Raw genomic sequence first — 15,431 nt, forward strand, 5'->3', positions numbered from 1 at the left:
GCTCCGCCCCGGCCTGTACGCCCCCGTTCCGCACACCCCGCCGCACCTGCCCCGGAGGAGAGAAGCATGAGCCGCAGCGACGTCCTGGTAGACGCCGACTGGGTCGAGGCCAACCTCGACAACCCGAAGGTCGTCCTCGTCGAGGTCGACGAGGACGCCTCCGCGTACGACACGAACCACATCAGGAACGCCGTCAAGATCGACTGGCAGAAGGACCTCCAGGACCCGGTCCGCCGCGACTTCGTCGACCAGGCCGGCTTCGAGAAGCTGCTGTCCGAGCGGGGCATCGCCAACGACGACACGGTGATCCTCTACGGCGGCAACAACAACTGGTTCGCCTCGTACGCCTACTGGTACTTCAAGCTCTACGGCCACGACTCCGTGAAGCTGCTCGACGGCGGCCGCAAGAAGTGGGAGCTGGACGCCCGCGAGCTGGTCTCCGAGGTGCCCTCCCGCCCGGCCACCGACTACAAGGCCAAGGCCCAGGACACCTCCATCCGCGCCTTCCGCGACGACGTGGTCGCCGCGATCGGCAAGCAGAACCTGGTCGACGTGCGCTCGCCCGACGAGTTCAGCGGCAAGCTGCTCGCCCCGGCGCACCTGCCGCAGGAGCAGTCGCAGCGCCCCGGCCACGTCACCGGCGCCCGCAACATCCCCTGGTCGAAGAACGCCAACGACGACGGCACCTTCCGCTCCGACGACGAGCTCAAGAAGCTCTACGAGGACGAGAAGGTCGACCTCGGCACCGACACCATCGCGTACTGCCGCATCGGTGAGCGTTCCGCGCTCACCTGGTTCGTGCTGCACGAGATCCTCGGCGTCCAGAACGTCAAGAACTACGACGGCTCCTGGACCGAGTACGGCTCCCTGGTCGGCGTGCCGATCGAGCTCGGCGCCAACTCCTGACCCCCGAACCGACCTGACACCAGAAGAACGGAAGACAGCACATGTGTGGAGCGCAGGCCGGCGGCCCGGACCCCTCGACGATCAAGCCCGGTGAGACCACCATCCAGGGCAGCGTGACCCGCGACGGCCAGCCCGTCACCGGGTACGTCCGCCTCCTGGACTCGACCGGCGAGTTCACCGCCGAGGTGCCCACCTCGGCGACCGGACAGTTCCGCTTCTACGCGGCCGAGGGCACCTGGACCGTGCGCGCCCTGGTGCCGGGCGGCACCGCGGACCGTACCGTCGTCGCCCAGACCGGTGGCCTCTCCGAGGTCGCGATCGCGGTCTGAGCCCGCCGCGGCCCGCGGCGGCGGCCGCGTCCCACAGAACGGTCACAGGACCGCACCCCAGGGTTGGACGCCTGGCGGGGTGCGGTCCTGTGGCATGAGCGGGCGGCGGGGGCGGCGCCCGCGCCGTGCGCCCGCGCGGCTGCCCGCCCGCGCGCCTTCCGCGGGTGCGTCTCCTCGCCCGTGCGTCTCCTCGCCCGTGCGCCTTCCGCGGGCGGCTGCTCGCCCGGCCGCCCTTTCGCCCGGCCCGAGTTGCTCCCGGAGCCGCGGGGAGCGGGCCCGCCCGCTCCGGCCGCGCGAGGCGCCCTGCGGCCCTACCCTGGAGACATGTACGCCCGCAGGCGCCGTGTGTATTTCGCCATGATGGGGGTCTGCCTCACCCTCTTCGTCCTGGCCTGGGCGGTCGTGTCGATGTGGTCGGTCCCGGCCGCGGTCGCGATGTGCCTGGTGGCCATGGTCATCCCGCCGGTGGCCGCGGTGGTCGCCAACCGCAAGGGCCCCGAGGACCGATGGTGGGACGAGCAGCCCCCGACGCCCGGCTCCCCCGACAAGCTGCGGCCGAGCGGCTCCCGCGACCTCCAGTCCGAGGAGTGGTGGGCCGAACTCGACGGCAGGAAGGGCAGGAAGCGCCGCCGGTGAAGGCCGCGGAGCCCGCGTCCCCGGCAGGTGCCCGCCCGCTCCCGGCAGGCGCTCAGTAGACGAGCGCCTGCGCCTCGTCGCCCATCGCCTCCTGCACGAAGACCTGCGCCCCGGCGATCCGCACCCCCGCCAGGACGTCCCGCTCGGTGATCTCGCGCCGCGCCGCGCACTGGGTGCAGAGGGTGACCTGGCCGCCCGCGAGGATCGCGTCGAGCAGGTCCGGCAGCGGGGCCGCGTGCGGCAGGGCGAACTCGGCCGCCCGGCCGGGCAGCGCGAACCACGCCGACTCCCCGGTCAGCCAGAGCGAGACCTCCACCCCGCTGGCCACGGCCACCGCCGCCACCGTGAAGGCCTGCGAGCAGCGCTCGGGGGCGTCGGCCCCCGCGGTCACCTTGAGTACGAGCTTCTTCGCCATGCGCGGATCGTAGTCAACCGCCCGCCGGGGGCGCCGTGCGCGTGCCCGCGGGGCGGCTCCCCGTACGGGGGACCTCCGGGAGAAAGGCGGGCCCGGGGCCATTAAGCTGGGCGACGGCTGAATCCCGTGTGTCCGGGTCCCCTCCGTCCGGGCCGCACCGCGAGACATTACGGAGCCCCCGTGTTCGAGGCATTCTTCTCCGCTCTGCTGGTCCTGGTCTGCCTGGGCGTCCTCGCCTTCGCGGGTCTCACCGTGAAGAAGCTGTACCAGGGCCAGCGCTAGGGGGTGTCTACACGGTCCCGTACGGCGCCCGCGGCGCCCGGCACGCACTCTCGCCGACACCACACAGGACCGTGAAGAACACCCCTACCCCCCGCCCCTGTCCGGCCACTGCAGGAACGACTGAGCCCTGATGATCGAGATCCCGTCCGACCTCCACAAGAACCTGGTGCCCCTCGCCTTCCTCCTCGGGAACTGGGCCGGTGCCGGTGTCTTCGACTTCCCCGGCGCCGAGAAGTGCAATTTCGGCCAGGAGGTCAGCTTCACCCACGACGGCCGGGACTTCCTGGAGTACCGCTCGCACACCTGGGTCCTCGACTCCGAGGGCAAGAAGGTGGAGCCGCTGGAGTCCGAGTCCGGCTTCTGGCGCATCGACGCGGAGCGCAAGGTCGAGGTCGTCATGGTGCGCGACTCCGGCGTCGTCGAGGTCTGGTACGGCGAACTGGCCGACCAGAAGCCGCAGATCGACCTCGCCACCGACGCGGTCGCCCGCACCTCGGCCTCCGGCCCCTACAGCGGCGGCAAGCGCCTGTACGGCTACGTCAAGAGCGACCTGATGTGGGTCGGCGAGAAGCAGACCCCCGAGGTGCCGCTGCGCCCGTACATGTCGGCCCAGCTGAAGAAGGTCGTCACCCCCGAGGACGTCGCCGCCTGGGCGAAGGACATGGGGGACCTGCCGGACGACGGGATCGCCTTCTTCAAGTAGGAGCGGGCCCCGGGCAGAGGCGCCCGGGCGCCCGTCCCGCGCGGCGGGCGCCGAGGCCCGTCGTCCGGGGACGCAACCGCCGCGGGCCTCCTACACTGTCCCCGTGGTGAGCATCGACTGGAAGAGCGATCTGCGGCAGCGCGGCTACCGGCTGACCCCGCAGCGGCAGCTGGTGCTCGAAGCCGTGGACACCCTGGAGCACGCGACGCCCGACGACATCCTCGTCGAGGTCCGCAGGACCGCCTCCGCGGTGAACATCTCCACCGTGTACCGCACCCTGGAGCTCCTGGAGGAGCTGGGCCTGGTCAGCCACGCCCACCTCGGGCACGGGGCGCCCACCTACCACCTGGCCGCCCGCCACCACCATCTGCACCTGGTGTGCCGGGACTGCTCCGAGGTGATCGAGGCGGAGACCGCGGTCGCCACCGAGTTCACCGCGAAGCTGCGGGCCGAGTTCGGCTTCGACACCGACCTCAAGCACTTCGCGATCTTCGGCCGCTGCGCGCGCTGCTCCGCCACCCGGGAGAAGGACCAGGCGTCCTCCGAGGCCGCCGGGGCGGGCGGGGACGGCGGGCGGGCCCGTGCCGTACCGGCCGCGGACGCCGAGTCGTAGTCTGGGTGGGTGGATATGAAGAGCCCTCTGCTTGCCCTGCCCGGTGCGGTGCCCGCCGAAGGCGCGGACGAAGGTGTCGCCGCGCACTACGGTGACCTCTTCCGCGAGCAGCGCGCGCTCGCCGACGGGACGGGATTCGTCGACCTCTCGCACCGCGCCGTGGTCACCGTCACCGGCGGGGACCGCCTGAGCTGGCTGCATCTGCTGCTCACCCAGCACGTCAGCGAGCTGCCCGCGGGCCAGTCGACCGAGGCGCTGATCCTCTCCGCCAACGGCCACATCGAGCACGCGCTGTATCTGGTCGACGACGGCGAGACGGTGTGGATGCACGCCGAGCCGGGCACCGAGGAGGCGCTGATCGGCTACCTGGAGTCGATGAAGTTCTTCTACCGGGTCGAAGTCGCCGACCGAACCGCGGAGTTCGCGGTGGTGCACCTGCCCGCGGGCTCCATCGCCGAGGCGCCCGCCGGGACCGCGGTGCGCGAGACCCCGTACGGCCGTGATCTCTTCCTGCCGCGCGGGGAGTTGGAGTCCTTCGCGGCGGCGCACGGTCCCGCCGCCGGTCTGCTCGCGCACGAGGCGCTGCGGGTGGAGGCGCACCGGCCGCGGCTCGGCTTCGAGACCGACCACCGCACCATCCCGCACGAACTGGGCTGGATCGACACGGCAGTCCACCTGCAGAAGGGCTGCTACCGGGGCCAGGAGACGGTGGCCCGGGTGCAGAACCTCGGCAAGCCGCCGCGCCGCCTGGTCTTCCTGCACCTGGACGGCAGCGAGGTGCACCTGCCGCCGCACGGCGCCGAGGTCCGGCTCGCCGCCGACGGCGCCGAGGGCCGCAAGCTGGGCTTCGTCACCACCTCGGTGCGCCACCACGAACTCGGCCCGATCGCCCTCGCCCTGGTCAAGCGCAACGTCCCGCTCGACGCCCCGCTCCTCGCGGACACCACGGCGGCGGCGCAGGAAGTCGTCGTCGAGCCCTGAGCCTTCGGCGCGCGATCCCGGCCGCTCAGATGTCGAGCAGGACGGTGAACGGTCCGTCGTTGGTGAGCGAGACCCGCATCTGCGCGCCGAAGCGGCCGGTGGCCACCGTGGCGCCCAGGGACCGGAGCTGGGCGACCACCTCCTCGACCAAGGGCTCGGCGACCGGGCCCGGGGCGGCCGCGTTCCAGGTGGGGCGGCGGCCCTTGCGGGCGTCCCCGTAGAGGGTGAACTGGCTGACCACCAGGAGTCCCGCGCCGGTGTCCGAGCAGGACCGCTCCTCGCCGAGGATCCTCAAGGTCCAGAGTTTGCGGGCCAGTTGGGCCGCCTTCTCCCGGGTGTCCTGGTGCGTCACGCCGACCAGGACGCACAGGCCCTCGCCCTCGATCCCGCCGACCGTCTCGCCCTCGACCACGACGCTCGCGCCGTCCACCCGCTGTACCACTGCTCGCATGGGCCCCATCATGCCGTGCGCCCCCCGATGCCCCGGCCGTGCGTCCCGGCGCCCCCACACCGCCCGTACGGCCGCATACCGGGCACAAGAAGCGGCCATCCGGGGCGGATCCGGGCTACTCGGACACATGGGGAGCACTTGGGGTGGCACCATGCTCACACCCGGCGTTCGGACACCGGGCGGAGGGGACGGTAGGACCGCAATGAGCAGACCGAGCACCGGGTGGCAGGCGGGCGCCCCCATCCTTCCCGCGACGGCCCCCGCACCGGGGCGCCCGCGGACCGCCGCGCAGCAGCCCCCCGTACAGCGCACCGGCAGCACCCAGCCGCCCGCCGCCCGGCAGGCACGGGAGGCGGCGGGCGGCAGCGGCCCGCTCGGCGCGCTCTGCCTGGCCGAACTGCGCGCGCTGCGGCAGCAGGCCCAGCACTACGAGGCCGACCTCAGCTATCTGCGGCGGCTGCTCCAGGGCCGGATCGACATCCTCGGGGCCGAGCTGGCACGCCGGTCCGGGGACGGCCGGGGCGCGGGGGCGGGCGCCGACCGGCTGTCCGCGCAGCTCGCGCAGATCCTCGCCGACAAGACGGCCCGCCCGCGCTCCTCGGCCCGGCACCTCACCCTCGGCACCCCGCGCAGCGCCGAGTACCGCAGGCTGGCCGGGGAGATGCTGGCCGAGGTCGAGCTGTCCGACCTGGAGGCCCGCACCGACGAGGAGCTGCGGGCCGCGCGGCGCCGGCTCGGGCGGTACGAGCACGTGGTCTCCGGCCGCAGGCAGCGGGTCCAGCGCACCGCGGACCGGTGCGGTGCGGAGATCACCCGCAGGTACCGTGAAGGGGAAGCCCGAGTAGACGACCTGCTGGCCTGAGCCGGTGCCGGTGACCCCGGCGGCGCTGCCCGCGGTCCCCACGGACCCCCGGGTCCCCGCCCCGAAAGGCCACCCATGCCCGAGTCGCCCGCCGCAGGCACCGCAGGTCCCGTGATACCGGAGGCCGCTCCGGTGCTCGCCGAGGTCGTACGGTCCGGCTTCACCGAGGGGCGCCACCGGGGCTCCCTGGTCCTCCTCGACCCCGACGGCGGGGTGGAGTTCGCGCTCGGCGAGCCCGCGGCGCCGGTCTTCCCGCGCTCCACCAACAAGCCGATGCAGGCCGCCGCGGTGCTGCGGGCCGGGCTCGACCTCGCGGACGAGCGGCTCGCCCTGGCCGCCGCCAGCCACTCCGGCGAACCCTTCCACCTGGAGCTGGTCCGGCGGATGCTGGCCGAGTTCGAGCTGACCGCCGAGCAGCTCCAGTGCCCGCCGGACCTGCCGCTGGACACCGAGGAGGCCGAGGCCTACCTCGCCGCGGGCAAGGTCCGCGACCGCCTCGCGATGAACTGCTCCGGCAAGCACACCGCGATGCTCGCCGTCTGCCGCCGGGCGGGCTGGTCCACCGAGGACTACCTCGACGAGGGGCACCCGCTCCAGCTCCTGGTGCGCACCGTGATCGAGGAGGCCGCGGGCGAGCAGGTCCCCGCGGTCGGCACCGACGGCTGCGGCGCCCCGCTGATGGCGCTCTCGCTGACCGGCCTCGCCCGCGCCTTCCGGCACTTCGTGACCGCCGCCCCGGGCACCGCCGAGCGCCGGGTCGCCGACGCCATGCGGGCGCACCCGGAGTACGTGGCGGGCAGCCGCCGCCCCGACACCTGGCTGATGCGGGCGCTGCCGGGCACCCTGTCCAAGATGGGCGCCGAGGCGGTGCAGGTGGTGGCCCTGGCGGACGGCCGCGCCCTCGCCTTCAAGATCGAGGACGGTTCGCTGCGGGCACTCGGCCCGGTCCTCGCCCGCGCCCTGGAGCTGGCCGGGGTGCAGGACCCGGTACTGGAGCGCATCGGCCGCGCCCCGCTGCTCGGCGGCGGCGTCCCGGTGGGGGAGGTACGGGCGGCGTTCTGAGCCGGGGGCCGGGGTCCGGTGCGCGGGCTCCCGGGGCCCGCGCACCCTCGCCCACGCCGGTCCCGTACGGCCCGGGGGAGCCGGACCGAAATCCGGACGACACCTTCCGGTCACCGGCATAGCGTGAGGCCATGAGCCATCCAGACCGAGCCGAGATCGAGATCCGCCCCGTCCGGGAGGACGAGTTCGCCGCGTGGGTGCGGGCCGTCAACACCGGGTTCCTGCTCACCCCCACCCCCGCCCCCGAGACCGTCGCGCACCGCAGGGAGGGCGCCGAACTGGCCCGTACCCAGGCCGCCTTCGACGAGGGCCGGATGGTCGGGAACTTCCGCTCCTTCACCCAGCGGCTGACGGCGGTGGGCGGCGCCGAGGTGCGGGCCGACGCGATCACCAACGTCGGCGTCGCGCCCACCCACCGCAGGCGCGGCATCCTCAGCCGGATGATGGCCGCCGACCTCGCCGCCGCCCGGGAGCGGGGCGAGGCGGTGGCCACGCTGATCTCAGCCGAGTACCCGATCTACGGCCGGTACGGCTTCGGGCCCGCCGCCTCGGTCGCCCGCTGGGAGATCCAGGTGCCGCGCACCGGCCTCGACCCGCGCTGGTCGCGGCCCGAGGGCGGCGGCCGCCTCGACCTGGTGGACGCCGCGGAGATCCGCGCGCACGGGCCCGGGCTCCACGAGCGGCTGCGCTCCTTCCGGCACGGGGTCGTCGACCGCGACGCGCGCTGGTGGCGGCAGGCGACCGGGCAGAGCACCCCGCCGGACAAGCCCTGGAAGGAACCCTTCTACGTCCTCTACCGCTCGGCGCTCGGCGAGGTCGAGGGGTACGCCGCCTACACCGCCGAGGACACCTGGCACGAGAACAAGCAGCCGCTGGAGACGGCGACCGTGGTGGACCTCATCGCGGTGACCCCCGTCGCCGAACGGGCGCTGTGGCAGTACCTCTGCTCGGTCGACTGGATCACCCGGGTCAGGACCGGCTTCCGCGCCCCGGACGACCTGCTGCCCGACTTCCTGCCGGACGTCCGCGCGGCCAGGATCACCACGCTCGCCGACTGGCTGTGGGTCCGGCTCCTGGACGTGCCGGGCGCGCTCGCCTCCCGTACGTACGCGGCCTCCGGCGCCCTCACCCTGGAGGTCACCGATGCCAGTGGACTCGGCGGCGCAGGTCGCTACCGGCTGACGGCCGACGGCTCGGGCGCGGAGTGCGTACGCACCCGTGAGGCGGCCGAACTCACCGTGGAACTGGGCGACTTGGCCTCGCTGTGGACGGGGGAGGTCTCGGCGGCCCGGCTGCTCGCGCTCGGCCGGGTCCGGGAGGAGCGGGCGGGGGCGGCCGCGGTGGCGGACAGCCTGTTCCGTACCGAGCGGCGGGCCTGGTGCCCGGACGTGTTCTGAGCGGAGGGGGAGTCAGCCGGGGGTCTCACCGTTTCCGGGGGCCTCACCGTTTCCGGGAGTCCGCCGGGGACTTGACTGCTTCCGGGAGCCCGCCGGGGACCTGACCGCTTCCGGGTCCGGCCGGGGCCTCACCGATCCCGGGGACCCGCCGGGGCCTCACCGCTCCCGGGTCCCGCCGCCCCCGCGCTCGGTGAGAGGAAGGCCCGGGGCGCGTCCAGGCCCGTCAGAGCGGGGAGGCGGTGTGTGCGCCAGGTGCGGGCGTAGCCGGGCGGGGTCGCTCCTGCGTTGAGGATCACCGCCACCGGGCGGGCGCGGGCCAGCCGCCGCATCGCCGCCTCGCTGGTGCTGCGGTCGTGGCCGCTGGTCTGGCGGGAGGCGCAGCCGGTCCGGTAGGCGATCCGTACCGCCTCCTCGCCGCTGACCACGCACGGGGGACGCAGGCCCTGGCGGCGCAGCTCGGCGGCGGTGTCGCCGAGGGCGGTCCGCATCGTGCGGACCCGGTCCGCGGCGCTGTGCAGGACCGCGGACTGGATCGCCAGATGCCCGGCGAGCAGCAGCGCCAGCGCGAGGGCGGTCAGGGTGCGGGCGCGGGCGCGGCGGGCGAGACCGGCCAGGCACAGGGCCACCGGGATCGCGAGCAGGGCGTAGGCGGGGAGCAGGAAGCGGGCGGCGGCGTAGCCGATGAAGAAGAGATAGGGCACGGCGAGCGAGAGGCCGGTCAGGGTGGCGAGGAGCACCGGCGCGGTGAGGCGTCTGCGGGCCGCCATCACCGCCCCGGCGAGGACGAGCGGCGGCAGCAGCAGCCACCAGACGCCGGTGACCGGCTGCTTCCAGGGGCCGCCGCAGGGGCGGCACAGCGCCCGCCCGCCGAGGGAGCGCAGCTGGTGGCCGAAGGCCAGGTGCGGGCGGAGGTGGCCCTGGATCTCGCTGGCCCGCTCAAGACGGGTGCCGAGCCCGCCGTACGCCGTGTAGGCCTCGATCACCCACGGGGCGCTGCCGAGTGCCGCGCCCGCGGCGAGGGCGAGCAGGAGCAGCGGGCGCCGCCAGGGGCGTACGCAGAGCGCGGCGAGCGCCAGCGGGAGCCCGAGCCAGAGGGCGTCGGAGGGGCGCATCAGCGCGACCAGGGCGAGGGCGGCGCCGAGGCCCGCGAGGGCGGCCCGGTCCCGGGGGTCGCGGGCGGCGCGCAGGAAGCAGCCGGCGGCGGCGAGGGCGCCGAGCGCGACCCAGAGGTTCGGCATCACCTGCGGTCCGTAGAACAGGGTGATCCACAGGCTCCCGAACAGGGCGCCCGCGAGCGCCGGTACGGGCGGCGGGAGCAGCCGCCGCCAGATCAGCAGGGCGCCGAGGAGCGCGGCGCCGGAGAGGACCGCGAGGTAGAGGCGCAGCAGGGGGACGGAGGAGGTCCAGAGGGTGACCGGGGCGGCCAGGTAGGTGATGCCGCGGGCGCGCGGGGCGCTGAAGAAGGCGGTGGCCGCGTCCGGGCTGACCTGGCTGACGTAGACGGTCTCGTCCCAGCCGAGCCCCGAACCCGGTGCCACGAAGGCGAGTTGGGCCAGCGTGTAGGCGGCGCAGACACCGGCGAGCCACCACAGGTCGCGGCCCGCACGGCGGCGCCCGCGCGCCCGGTACCCCGGCACGCGCAGGGCGCGGGCCGCCGCCGGAGTCTGCGTCATGCCGACCACGGTGCCCCGGCCCCGGGCGGGCCGCCATTCAGCCGGGCGGACGGGGGACAGGGGGTGGGGGAGCGCGGCGCGGGGCGGGTCGGGGAGGTGCGGCCGGGCGAGCGGCCGTACCGCCCGGGGCGGCGGGCCGTCCGGGACCTGCGGTCGCGTGCGGGGGCCCGGGGCCTGCCGTCGTGCTGCGGTCGTGCGGGGGCCCGGGGTCTGAGGTCGTGGGGGCCCGGGGTCTGCCGTCGTGCTGCGGTTGTGCGGGGGCCCGGGGTCTGCGGTCGCGCGCGGCCCAGGACCTACGGGTGAGCGGCCTGCGGGGCGCGCGGCCCACGGCCTACGGGGTGAGCGCCCCTAGCAGGGCCCGGGCGCAGAGGGCGTGCACCTGGGCGCGGGTGAGTTCGGGGTTCTCCACCCAGTCGAGGCAGACGGCGACCATGAAGGCCAGCCAGCCGTGCACGGCCAGGCGCAGGGCGGGGGTGTCGCCGACCAGCGGGGCCATCGCGGGGTCGGCGAGGACGGCGTCCATGATCTGCCGCTCGTGCCCGGCCATGCCGGTGCGGTAGACCTCGCGCACCACCGGGTCGCCCGCCGCCTCCGCGCGGTGGAAGGCGCGGAAGCCCTCGGCGTGGTGCTCCACATAGGCCAGGAAGCGGTCGATGCCGGTGTCGATCTGCTCGCGTACCGGGATGCCCGGCACGGCGGCCATCAGGCGCAGCATGCGGGCGCTCTCGTGCTGGACGACGGCGGCGAAGAAGTCCCGTTTGGTGGGGAAGTAGTGGTAGAGCAGCCCGCGGGAGACGCCCGCGATCTCGGCGACCTGCTCGATCCAGACGTCGTCGTAGGGGCTCTGCGCGAAGAGCCGCGCGCCCACCGAGAGCAGTTGCTCCCGGCGCTCCTCGGTGCTCAGGCGGCGCCGGGTGCGCTGCTCGGGTTTGGCGGCCATGCCCGGCACCTTACTTGACGTGAGTTCAGCAGCGGGACCAGACTGGCGGTGTTATTGAATCCACGTACAACACGTGCCGGTGCGCAGTGCCCCGGGCGCGGTGGCGGGCGGAGGGCTGGGGCGATGGCGCAGACGACGGAGCCGGCCGGAGCGGCCGGGCGGGTCAGCGGCTTCCGCAGCGCGGAGCTGGGCTGGCCGCGGCTGGAGCGCATCCCGCACCCGCCGCGGCGGCTGCCGCTGCTCGGCGATGTGCTCGGGGTGCATCCGCGCACCCCCGTCCAGGACTCGGTGGCGATGGCGGCCCGGCTCGGGCCGATCTTCCGGCGGCGCGCCTTCGGCAAGGAGTTCGTCTTCGTCTGGGGCGCCGGGCTCACCGCCGATCTGGCGGACGAGTCGCGGTTCGCCAAGCATGTCGGCGTGGGGGTGGCCAACCTCCGCCCGGTCGCCGGGGACGGACTGTTCACCGCGTACAACCACGAGCCCAACTGGCAGCTGGCGCACGATGTGCTCGCCCCCGGCTTCAGCCGCGAGGCGATGGGCGGCTACCACCCGCTGATGCTGGACGTGGCCCGGCAGCTGCTCGCCCACTGGGACGAGGGCGAGCGGGCGGGCACCGCGGTGGACGTGCCCGGCGACATGACCAAGCTGACCCTGGAGACCATCGCCCGCACCGGCTTCGGGCACGACTTCGGCTCCTTCGAGCGGGACCGCCCGCACCCCTTCGTCACCGCCATGGTCGGCACCCTCGCCTTCGCGCAGCGCCGCAACACCGTGCCGGTCGCGCTCGCCCCGCTGCTGCTCCGCGGGGCCGAGCGGCGCAACGCCGCGGACACCGCCCTGCTCAACAGCACCGTCGACGAGGTGGTGGCGGCCCGCGCCCGGGACGGCGGCGGGCAGGGCGATCTGCTCGACCGGATGCTGGAGGTCGCCCACCCCGCGACCGGCGAGCGGCTCTCCGCCGAGAACATCCGCCGCCAGGTGATCACCTTCCTGGTCGCCGGGCACGAGACCACCTCCGGCGCGCTCTCCTTCGCCCTGCACTACCTCGCCCAGCACCCGGCCGTCCTCGCCCGCGCCCAGGAGGAGGTGGACCGCGTCTGGGGACCCACCGGGGAGCCCGGCTACGAACAGGTCGCCAAGCTGCGCTACGTACGCCGGGTGCTCGACGAGTCGCTGCGGCTGTGGCCCACCGCGCCCGGCTTCGCGCGCGAGGCCCGGGAGGACACCGTGCTCGGCGGGGTGCACCCGATGCGGCGGGGCGCCTGGGCGCTGGTGCTCGCCGGTGCGCTGCACCGGGATCCGGAGGCCTGGGGCGAGGACGCCGAGGAGTTCGACCCGGACCGCTTCGCCCCGCAGGCGGTACGGTCCCGGCCCGCCCATGTCTTCAAGCCCTTCGGCACCGGGGCGCGGGCCTGCATCGGGCGGCAGTTCGCGCTGCACGAGGCGACCCTCGTCCTCGGCCTGCTGCTGCGCCGCTACGACCTGCTCCCCGAGCCCGGCTACCGGCTGAAGGTGGCCGAGCGGCTGACGCTGATGCCGCAGGGGCTGCGGCTGCGGCTGAACCGGCGGAGCGCGGGGGCGGGCGCGTAGGGCGCGCGGCCCGGGCACGGCGAGGCGGCCCGGGCTCCCCCTCCCCTCCGGGGGGAGCCCGGGCCGCCGGTCGCGGTGCGGGTGTGCGAGGGCGATGACCCTAACTCATCAGCAGGAGCAGGAGTACCGCTCCGACCCCGCCGATCGCGGGGCTCTTGGCCTTGACGCCGATGGTCAGGAGGAGGAACGCCACGATGCCCGTGGCGCCGAACCGGGACTGGACGATCTGTTCGAAGCCGACGGCCAGGATGGCGGCGGCGAGTGCGAAGTACGGCATGCTCGGTCCTTCCTGCGAGGCGGGCACCGACCGGCGCTCGTGGCGCGGGCGGGCCGGGGCAGTTCGGGGGTGCGCGGGCCGCGGGTGCGAAGTCGTCGGCCGGACGGCGCCGTTGCCGTTCCGCGTCCGCCAACTTCTCTTTCTCCGGCCAGGTTTCCCAACCGGCCTAAGTTGGCTGCCAACTTCGAGTTATTTATCTCCACATCGAGACATCTTCTAACCATCATCCGGGTAACTCCCGCAAGATGGCAGGGAGTTGTAGGGTTGATGGCGGAGCTCCCGGCGCCGTGCCCGGCGCGCGGGCGCGGGTCAGTGCGCCGGCTGCGCGACCATCAGCGCCAGGAGCACGGCGCCCGCGACGGTGCAGGAGTGGTGGCGGGTGCGGAGGCCGAGGGTGAAGAGCAGCACGCCGAGAATGCCGACGGGGCCGTACCGCCAGGCCGCGAGTTGCTGGACGCCGAGGGCGAAGGCGCCCCCGATCAGGGCCAAGAGGGCCATGGTGGATCCTCCTTCACGGGGAGGGTGTGCGGGTCCCGGCCTCCGGGCGGACGGGTCGGTCCGGAAGGCGCTCAGCCAACTTTGGGAGAGTTGGCAACCAACTACACTGAAGTTGTCCCCACTTGGCGGATGTCCATAAACACCTCATACAACTGCCGTGAGATGGCGCAGGCTTGTACGGTCTCGCCGTGACCCAGGAGAACACCGTGGTGAACGAGGGCCCCCGTCACTCCGCCCGGGCGATCGCCGACGCCCTGCGCGCCCGTATCCGCGAAGGCACCCTGCGCCCCGGCGACCGGCTGCCCACCCAGGCCGGCCTCGCCTCCGAGTTCGGCGTGGAGCGCGGCACCGTACGCCAGGCGCTGCGCGCCCTCCAGGAGGAGGGCCTGCTCGCGCACGTCTCCAAGGGCAGCCCGCCCCGGGTCGCGGAGCAGCGCCGGGAGACGGGCGAACCCCAGCCGACCATGGTCTCCCTCGCGCCCCGCCTCGCCGATGCCTTCTCCGGCCCCCAGGTGCGCATCGACGCGCTCAGCCTGACCGCGCAGAGCCTGATGATGGCGCTCGGCGAGCCGGTGCGGCTCATCCACGAGGGCCGGATCCGCCCGCGCTCGGTCGAGGTGCGCATCCTGCTGCCCAGCCGCAACATCGACCTCGCCTTCCCGGTCTCGGTCGAGCACGGCCGCGCCGAACCCGCCCAGGACCCGGTGCACGACCGCTGGCTGCTCCAGCGCAACGCCCAGGGCCAGGTGCTGCGGCACAACCTGCGGGCGCTGCGCACCTCGCACGGCGTCGACGTCTCGGTCACCTTCCGGGCGCTGCCCTTCACCCCGCCGGTCAAGCTCTACCTGCTGAACGGCTCGGAGGCGCTGTTCGCCTTCTACCGGGTGACCCGCCGCCAGGAGGAGGTGGACAGCACCACCCTGGAGATGTGGGACACCCTCGGCGCGGAGTCGCTGCTCTTCTCGCACCAGAAGGCCTCGGGCGGCCGGGACGCGGCCTTTGTGGAGGAGTCGCAGAACTGGTTCGACGCCCTCTGGGAAACCATCTCCACGGAGCTGACACTCTCCTAGTGACTTCCGAAACGGCCCAGACGCCTCCCCTGCCCACGCCCCCCGAGTCCCTGCGCGCACTCGTCGCCGCCGCGCGGTTCGTCCTCTTCGATTTCGACGGACCCGTCTGCCGCCTCTTCGCCGGGCACCGCGCCGAGCAGGTCGCCGCCGAGCAGGTGCGCTGGCTGGAGGAGCGCGGACTGCGCGGACTGCTCACCGCCGAGGAGCTGACCGAGCCCGACCCGCAGTCGGTGCTGCGCGCGGTAGAAGAGCGCCACCCCAGGAGCGACCTGGTGGCAGAGCTGGAGGAGCGGCTGACCCAGCAGGAGCTGAAGGCCGTCGCCACCGCCTGGCCGACCCCGTACGCCGATCCGCTGATCCGCACCTGGCGGGCGACCGGCGTGCCCCTGGCGATCACCACCAACAACTCGGCCAAGGCGGCCCGCAGTTACCTCGAAGGGCGCGGGCTCGCGGAGTGCTTCAGCCCGCACTTCTACGGCCGCACCGAGGACCTGCGGCTGCTGAAACCGGACCCGCACTGCCTGCGGCGCGCGCTCAACGCGCTCGGCGCCGAGCCCTCGGCCGCCCTGATGATCGGCGACACCCCCACGGACCTGACGGCGGCAGAGAGCGCCGGGGTGCCCTTCCTCGGCTACGCCCGCAACGAGGACAGCGAGCGGCGGCTGCGCGAGGCGGGCGCCGAGCACCGGGTCTCCACCCTCCAGCCCCTCCTGGAACTGGTCCGGGGCAGGCGGTCCTCCTGAGCC

General features: G+C 74.2%; 18 protein-coding genes. 12 read left to right on the top strand and 6 right to left on the bottom strand.

The window, feature by feature from the left end; all coding sequences use genetic code 11:
* The first annotated feature begins 66 nt into the window (after positions 1-66).
* The 3 genes from MID12_RS17765 (at position 67) to MID12_RS17775 (ending at position 1,871) form a co-directional block, all read left to right on the top strand.
* On the top strand, positions 67-906 hold the full coding sequence (locus MID12_RS17765) for a sulfurtransferase (protein ID WP_263168531.1): 840 nt from the start codon (positions 67-69) through the stop codon (positions 904-906).
* Positions 907-947: 41 nt separating this feature from the next.
* The gene (locus tag MID12_RS17770; RefSeq protein ID WP_040251982.1) at positions 948-1,235 is read left to right on the top strand and encodes a DUF1416 domain-containing protein; all 288 of its coding nucleotides are present in this window, start codon (positions 948-950) and stop codon (positions 1,233-1,235) included.
* A gap of 324 nt (positions 1,236-1,559) precedes the next feature.
* Positions 1,560-1,871: a DUF3099 domain-containing protein gene (locus tag MID12_RS17775; RefSeq protein WP_040251984.1), complete on the top strand. Its 312-nt coding sequence runs from the start codon at positions 1,560-1,562 to the stop codon at positions 1,869-1,871.
* A gap of 52 nt (positions 1,872-1,923) precedes the next feature.
* Here the strand turns inward: MID12_RS17775 and MID12_RS17780 are convergent, their stop codons facing one another.
* Positions 1,924-2,286: a DsrE family protein gene (locus MID12_RS17780; protein ID WP_040251986.1), complete on the bottom strand. Its 363-nt coding sequence runs from the start codon at positions 2,284-2,286 to the stop codon at positions 1,924-1,926.
* A 412-nt stretch (positions 2,287-2,698) separates the two neighbouring features.
* On the opposite strand from MID12_RS17780, the gene MID12_RS17785 reads away from it, so the two are divergent.
* The 3 genes from MID12_RS17785 (at position 2,699) to MID12_RS17795 (ending at position 4,865) form a co-directional block, all read left to right on the top strand.
* Positions 2,699-3,271, top strand: coding sequence for an FABP family protein (locus MID12_RS17785; RefSeq protein ID WP_040251991.1), 573 nt, complete (start codon positions 2,699-2,701; stop codon positions 3,269-3,271).
* 103 nt (positions 3,272-3,374) lie between these two features.
* The gene (locus MID12_RS17790) at positions 3,375-3,884 is read left to right on the top strand and encodes a Fur family transcriptional regulator (protein WP_040251994.1); all 510 of its coding nucleotides are present in this window, start codon (positions 3,375-3,377) and stop codon (positions 3,882-3,884) included.
* A gap of 15 nt (positions 3,885-3,899) precedes the next feature.
* The gene (locus MID12_RS17795; protein ID WP_040251996.1) at positions 3,900-4,865 is read left to right on the top strand and encodes a YgfZ/GcvT domain-containing protein; all 966 of its coding nucleotides are present in this window, start codon (positions 3,900-3,902) and stop codon (positions 4,863-4,865) included.
* 25 nt (positions 4,866-4,890) lie between these two features.
* Here MID12_RS17795 and dtd read toward each other — a convergent pair whose 3' ends face one another.
* Entirely contained in the window at positions 4,891-5,316 is a 426-nt protein-coding gene (gene dtd, locus MID12_RS17800) for a D-aminoacyl-tRNA deacylase (protein WP_078845057.1), read from the bottom strand.
* A 202-nt stretch (positions 5,317-5,518) separates the two neighbouring features.
* Here dtd and MID12_RS17805 point away from each other — a divergent pair, with 202 nt between their 5' ends.
* The 3 genes from MID12_RS17805 to MID12_RS17815 all read left to right on the top strand — a co-directional run bounded on the left by MID12_RS17805 (position 5,519) and on the right by MID12_RS17815 (position 8,637).
* The gene (locus MID12_RS17805) at positions 5,519-6,178 is read left to right on the top strand and encodes a hypothetical protein (RefSeq protein ID WP_263168542.1); all 660 of its coding nucleotides are present in this window, start codon (positions 5,519-5,521) and stop codon (positions 6,176-6,178) included.
* Positions 6,179-6,253: 75 nt separating this feature from the next.
* Positions 6,254-7,240, top strand: coding sequence for an asparaginase (locus MID12_RS17810; protein ID WP_040252004.1), 987 nt, complete (start codon positions 6,254-6,256; stop codon positions 7,238-7,240).
* Positions 7,241-7,371: 131 nt separating this feature from the next.
* Positions 7,372-8,637 carry a GNAT family N-acetyltransferase gene (locus MID12_RS17815; RefSeq protein ID WP_263168546.1) on the top strand — a complete coding sequence of 422 codons (1,266 nt, stop codon included), beginning with the start codon at positions 7,372-7,374 and terminating at the stop codon, positions 8,635-8,637.
* Between the two features lie 128 nt (positions 8,638-8,765).
* On the opposite strand, the gene MID12_RS17820 is transcribed toward MID12_RS17815, so the two are convergent.
* Positions 8,766-10,310: a hypothetical protein gene (locus MID12_RS17820; protein WP_263168550.1), complete on the bottom strand. Its 1,545-nt coding sequence runs from the start codon at positions 10,308-10,310 to the stop codon at positions 8,766-8,768.
* 331 nt (positions 10,311-10,641) lie between these two features.
* Positions 10,642-11,250 (bottom strand): TetR/AcrR family transcriptional regulator, encoded by a 609-nt coding sequence (locus MID12_RS17825; protein ID WP_040252009.1) that lies wholly within the window; start codon positions 11,248-11,250, stop codon positions 10,642-10,644.
* Positions 11,251-11,373: 123 nt separating this feature from the next.
* Here MID12_RS17825 and MID12_RS17830 point away from each other — a divergent pair, with 123 nt between their 5' ends.
* A complete protein-coding gene (locus MID12_RS17830) occupies positions 11,374-12,840 on the top strand; it encodes a cytochrome P450 (RefSeq protein WP_263168553.1) in 1,467 nt (488 codons plus the stop codon).
* A gap of 100 nt (positions 12,841-12,940) precedes the next feature.
* Here the strand turns inward: MID12_RS17830 and MID12_RS17835 are convergent, their stop codons facing one another.
* Positions 12,941-13,117, bottom strand: coding sequence for a hypothetical protein (locus tag MID12_RS17835; protein WP_163011122.1), 177 nt, complete (start codon positions 13,115-13,117; stop codon positions 12,941-12,943).
* A 309-nt stretch (positions 13,118-13,426) separates the two neighbouring features.
* Positions 13,427-13,615 (bottom strand): hypothetical protein, encoded by a 189-nt coding sequence (locus tag MID12_RS17840; protein WP_040252013.1) that lies wholly within the window; start codon positions 13,613-13,615, stop codon positions 13,427-13,429.
* A 188-nt stretch (positions 13,616-13,803) separates the two neighbouring features.
* On the opposite strand from MID12_RS17840, the gene MID12_RS17845 reads away from it, so the two are divergent.
* On the top strand, positions 13,804-14,685 hold the full coding sequence (locus MID12_RS17845) for a winged helix-turn-helix domain-containing protein (protein WP_237282827.1): 882 nt from the start codon (positions 13,804-13,806) through the stop codon (positions 14,683-14,685).
* Complete coding sequence (locus MID12_RS17850; protein ID WP_263168559.1) at positions 14,685-15,428, top strand: HAD family hydrolase; 744 nt, start codon at positions 14,685-14,687, stop codon at positions 15,426-15,428. Before MID12_RS17845 ends, MID12_RS17850 begins: the two co-directional genes overlap by 1 nt.
* The last annotated feature ends 3 nt before the right edge of the window (positions 15,429-15,431 follow it).

It is taken from the genome of Streptomyces sp. SCSIO ZS0520 (assembly GCF_025643355.1).
Taxonomy (GTDB): Bacteria; Actinomycetota; Actinomycetes; order Streptomycetales; family Streptomycetaceae; genus Streptomyces; species Streptomyces physcomitrii.

Coding starts and splice junctions, on each gene's coding strand:
- MID12_RS17785 (WP_040251991.1), top strand. CDS start 2,699: ATGATCGAGATCCCGTCCGACCTCCACAAGAACCTGGTGCCCCTCGCC.
- MID12_RS17795 (WP_040251996.1), top strand. CDS start 3,900: ATGAAGAGCCCTCTGCTTGCCCTGCCCGGTGCGGTGCCCGCCGAAGGC.
- MID12_RS17820 (WP_263168550.1), bottom strand. CDS start 10,310: ATGACGCAGACTCCGGCGGCGGCCCGCGCCCTGCGCGTGCCGGGGTAC.
- MID12_RS17840 (WP_040252013.1), bottom strand. CDS start 13,615: ATGGCCCTCTTGGCCCTGATCGGGGGCGCCTTCGCCCTCGGCGTCCAG.
- MID12_RS17770 (WP_040251982.1), top strand. CDS start 948: ATGTGTGGAGCGCAGGCCGGCGGCCCGGACCCCTCGACGATCAAGCCC.
- MID12_RS17835 (WP_163011122.1), bottom strand. CDS start 13,117: ATGCCGTACTTCGCACTCGCCGCCGCCATCCTGGCCGTCGGCTTCGAA.
- MID12_RS17780 (WP_040251986.1), bottom strand. CDS start 2,286: ATGGCGAAGAAGCTCGTACTCAAGGTGACCGCGGGGGCCGACGCCCCC.
- MID12_RS17775 (WP_040251984.1), top strand. CDS start 1,560: ATGTACGCCCGCAGGCGCCGTGTGTATTTCGCCATGATGGGGGTCTGC.
- dtd (WP_078845057.1), bottom strand. CDS start 5,316: ATGCGAGCAGTGGTACAGCGGGTGGACGGCGCGAGCGTCGTGGTCGAG.
- MID12_RS17830 (WP_263168553.1), top strand. CDS start 11,374: ATGGCGCAGACGACGGAGCCGGCCGGAGCGGCCGGGCGGGTCAGCGGC.
- MID12_RS17810 (WP_040252004.1), top strand. CDS start 6,254: ATGCCCGAGTCGCCCGCCGCAGGCACCGCAGGTCCCGTGATACCGGAG.
- MID12_RS17805 (WP_263168542.1), top strand. CDS start 5,519: ATGAGCAGACCGAGCACCGGGTGGCAGGCGGGCGCCCCCATCCTTCCC.
- MID12_RS17765 (WP_263168531.1), top strand. CDS start 67: ATGAGCCGCAGCGACGTCCTGGTAGACGCCGACTGGGTCGAGGCCAAC.
- MID12_RS17815 (WP_263168546.1), top strand. CDS start 7,372: ATGAGCCATCCAGACCGAGCCGAGATCGAGATCCGCCCCGTCCGGGAG.
- MID12_RS17825 (WP_040252009.1), bottom strand. CDS start 11,250: ATGGCCGCCAAACCCGAGCAGCGCACCCGGCGCCGCCTGAGCACCGAG.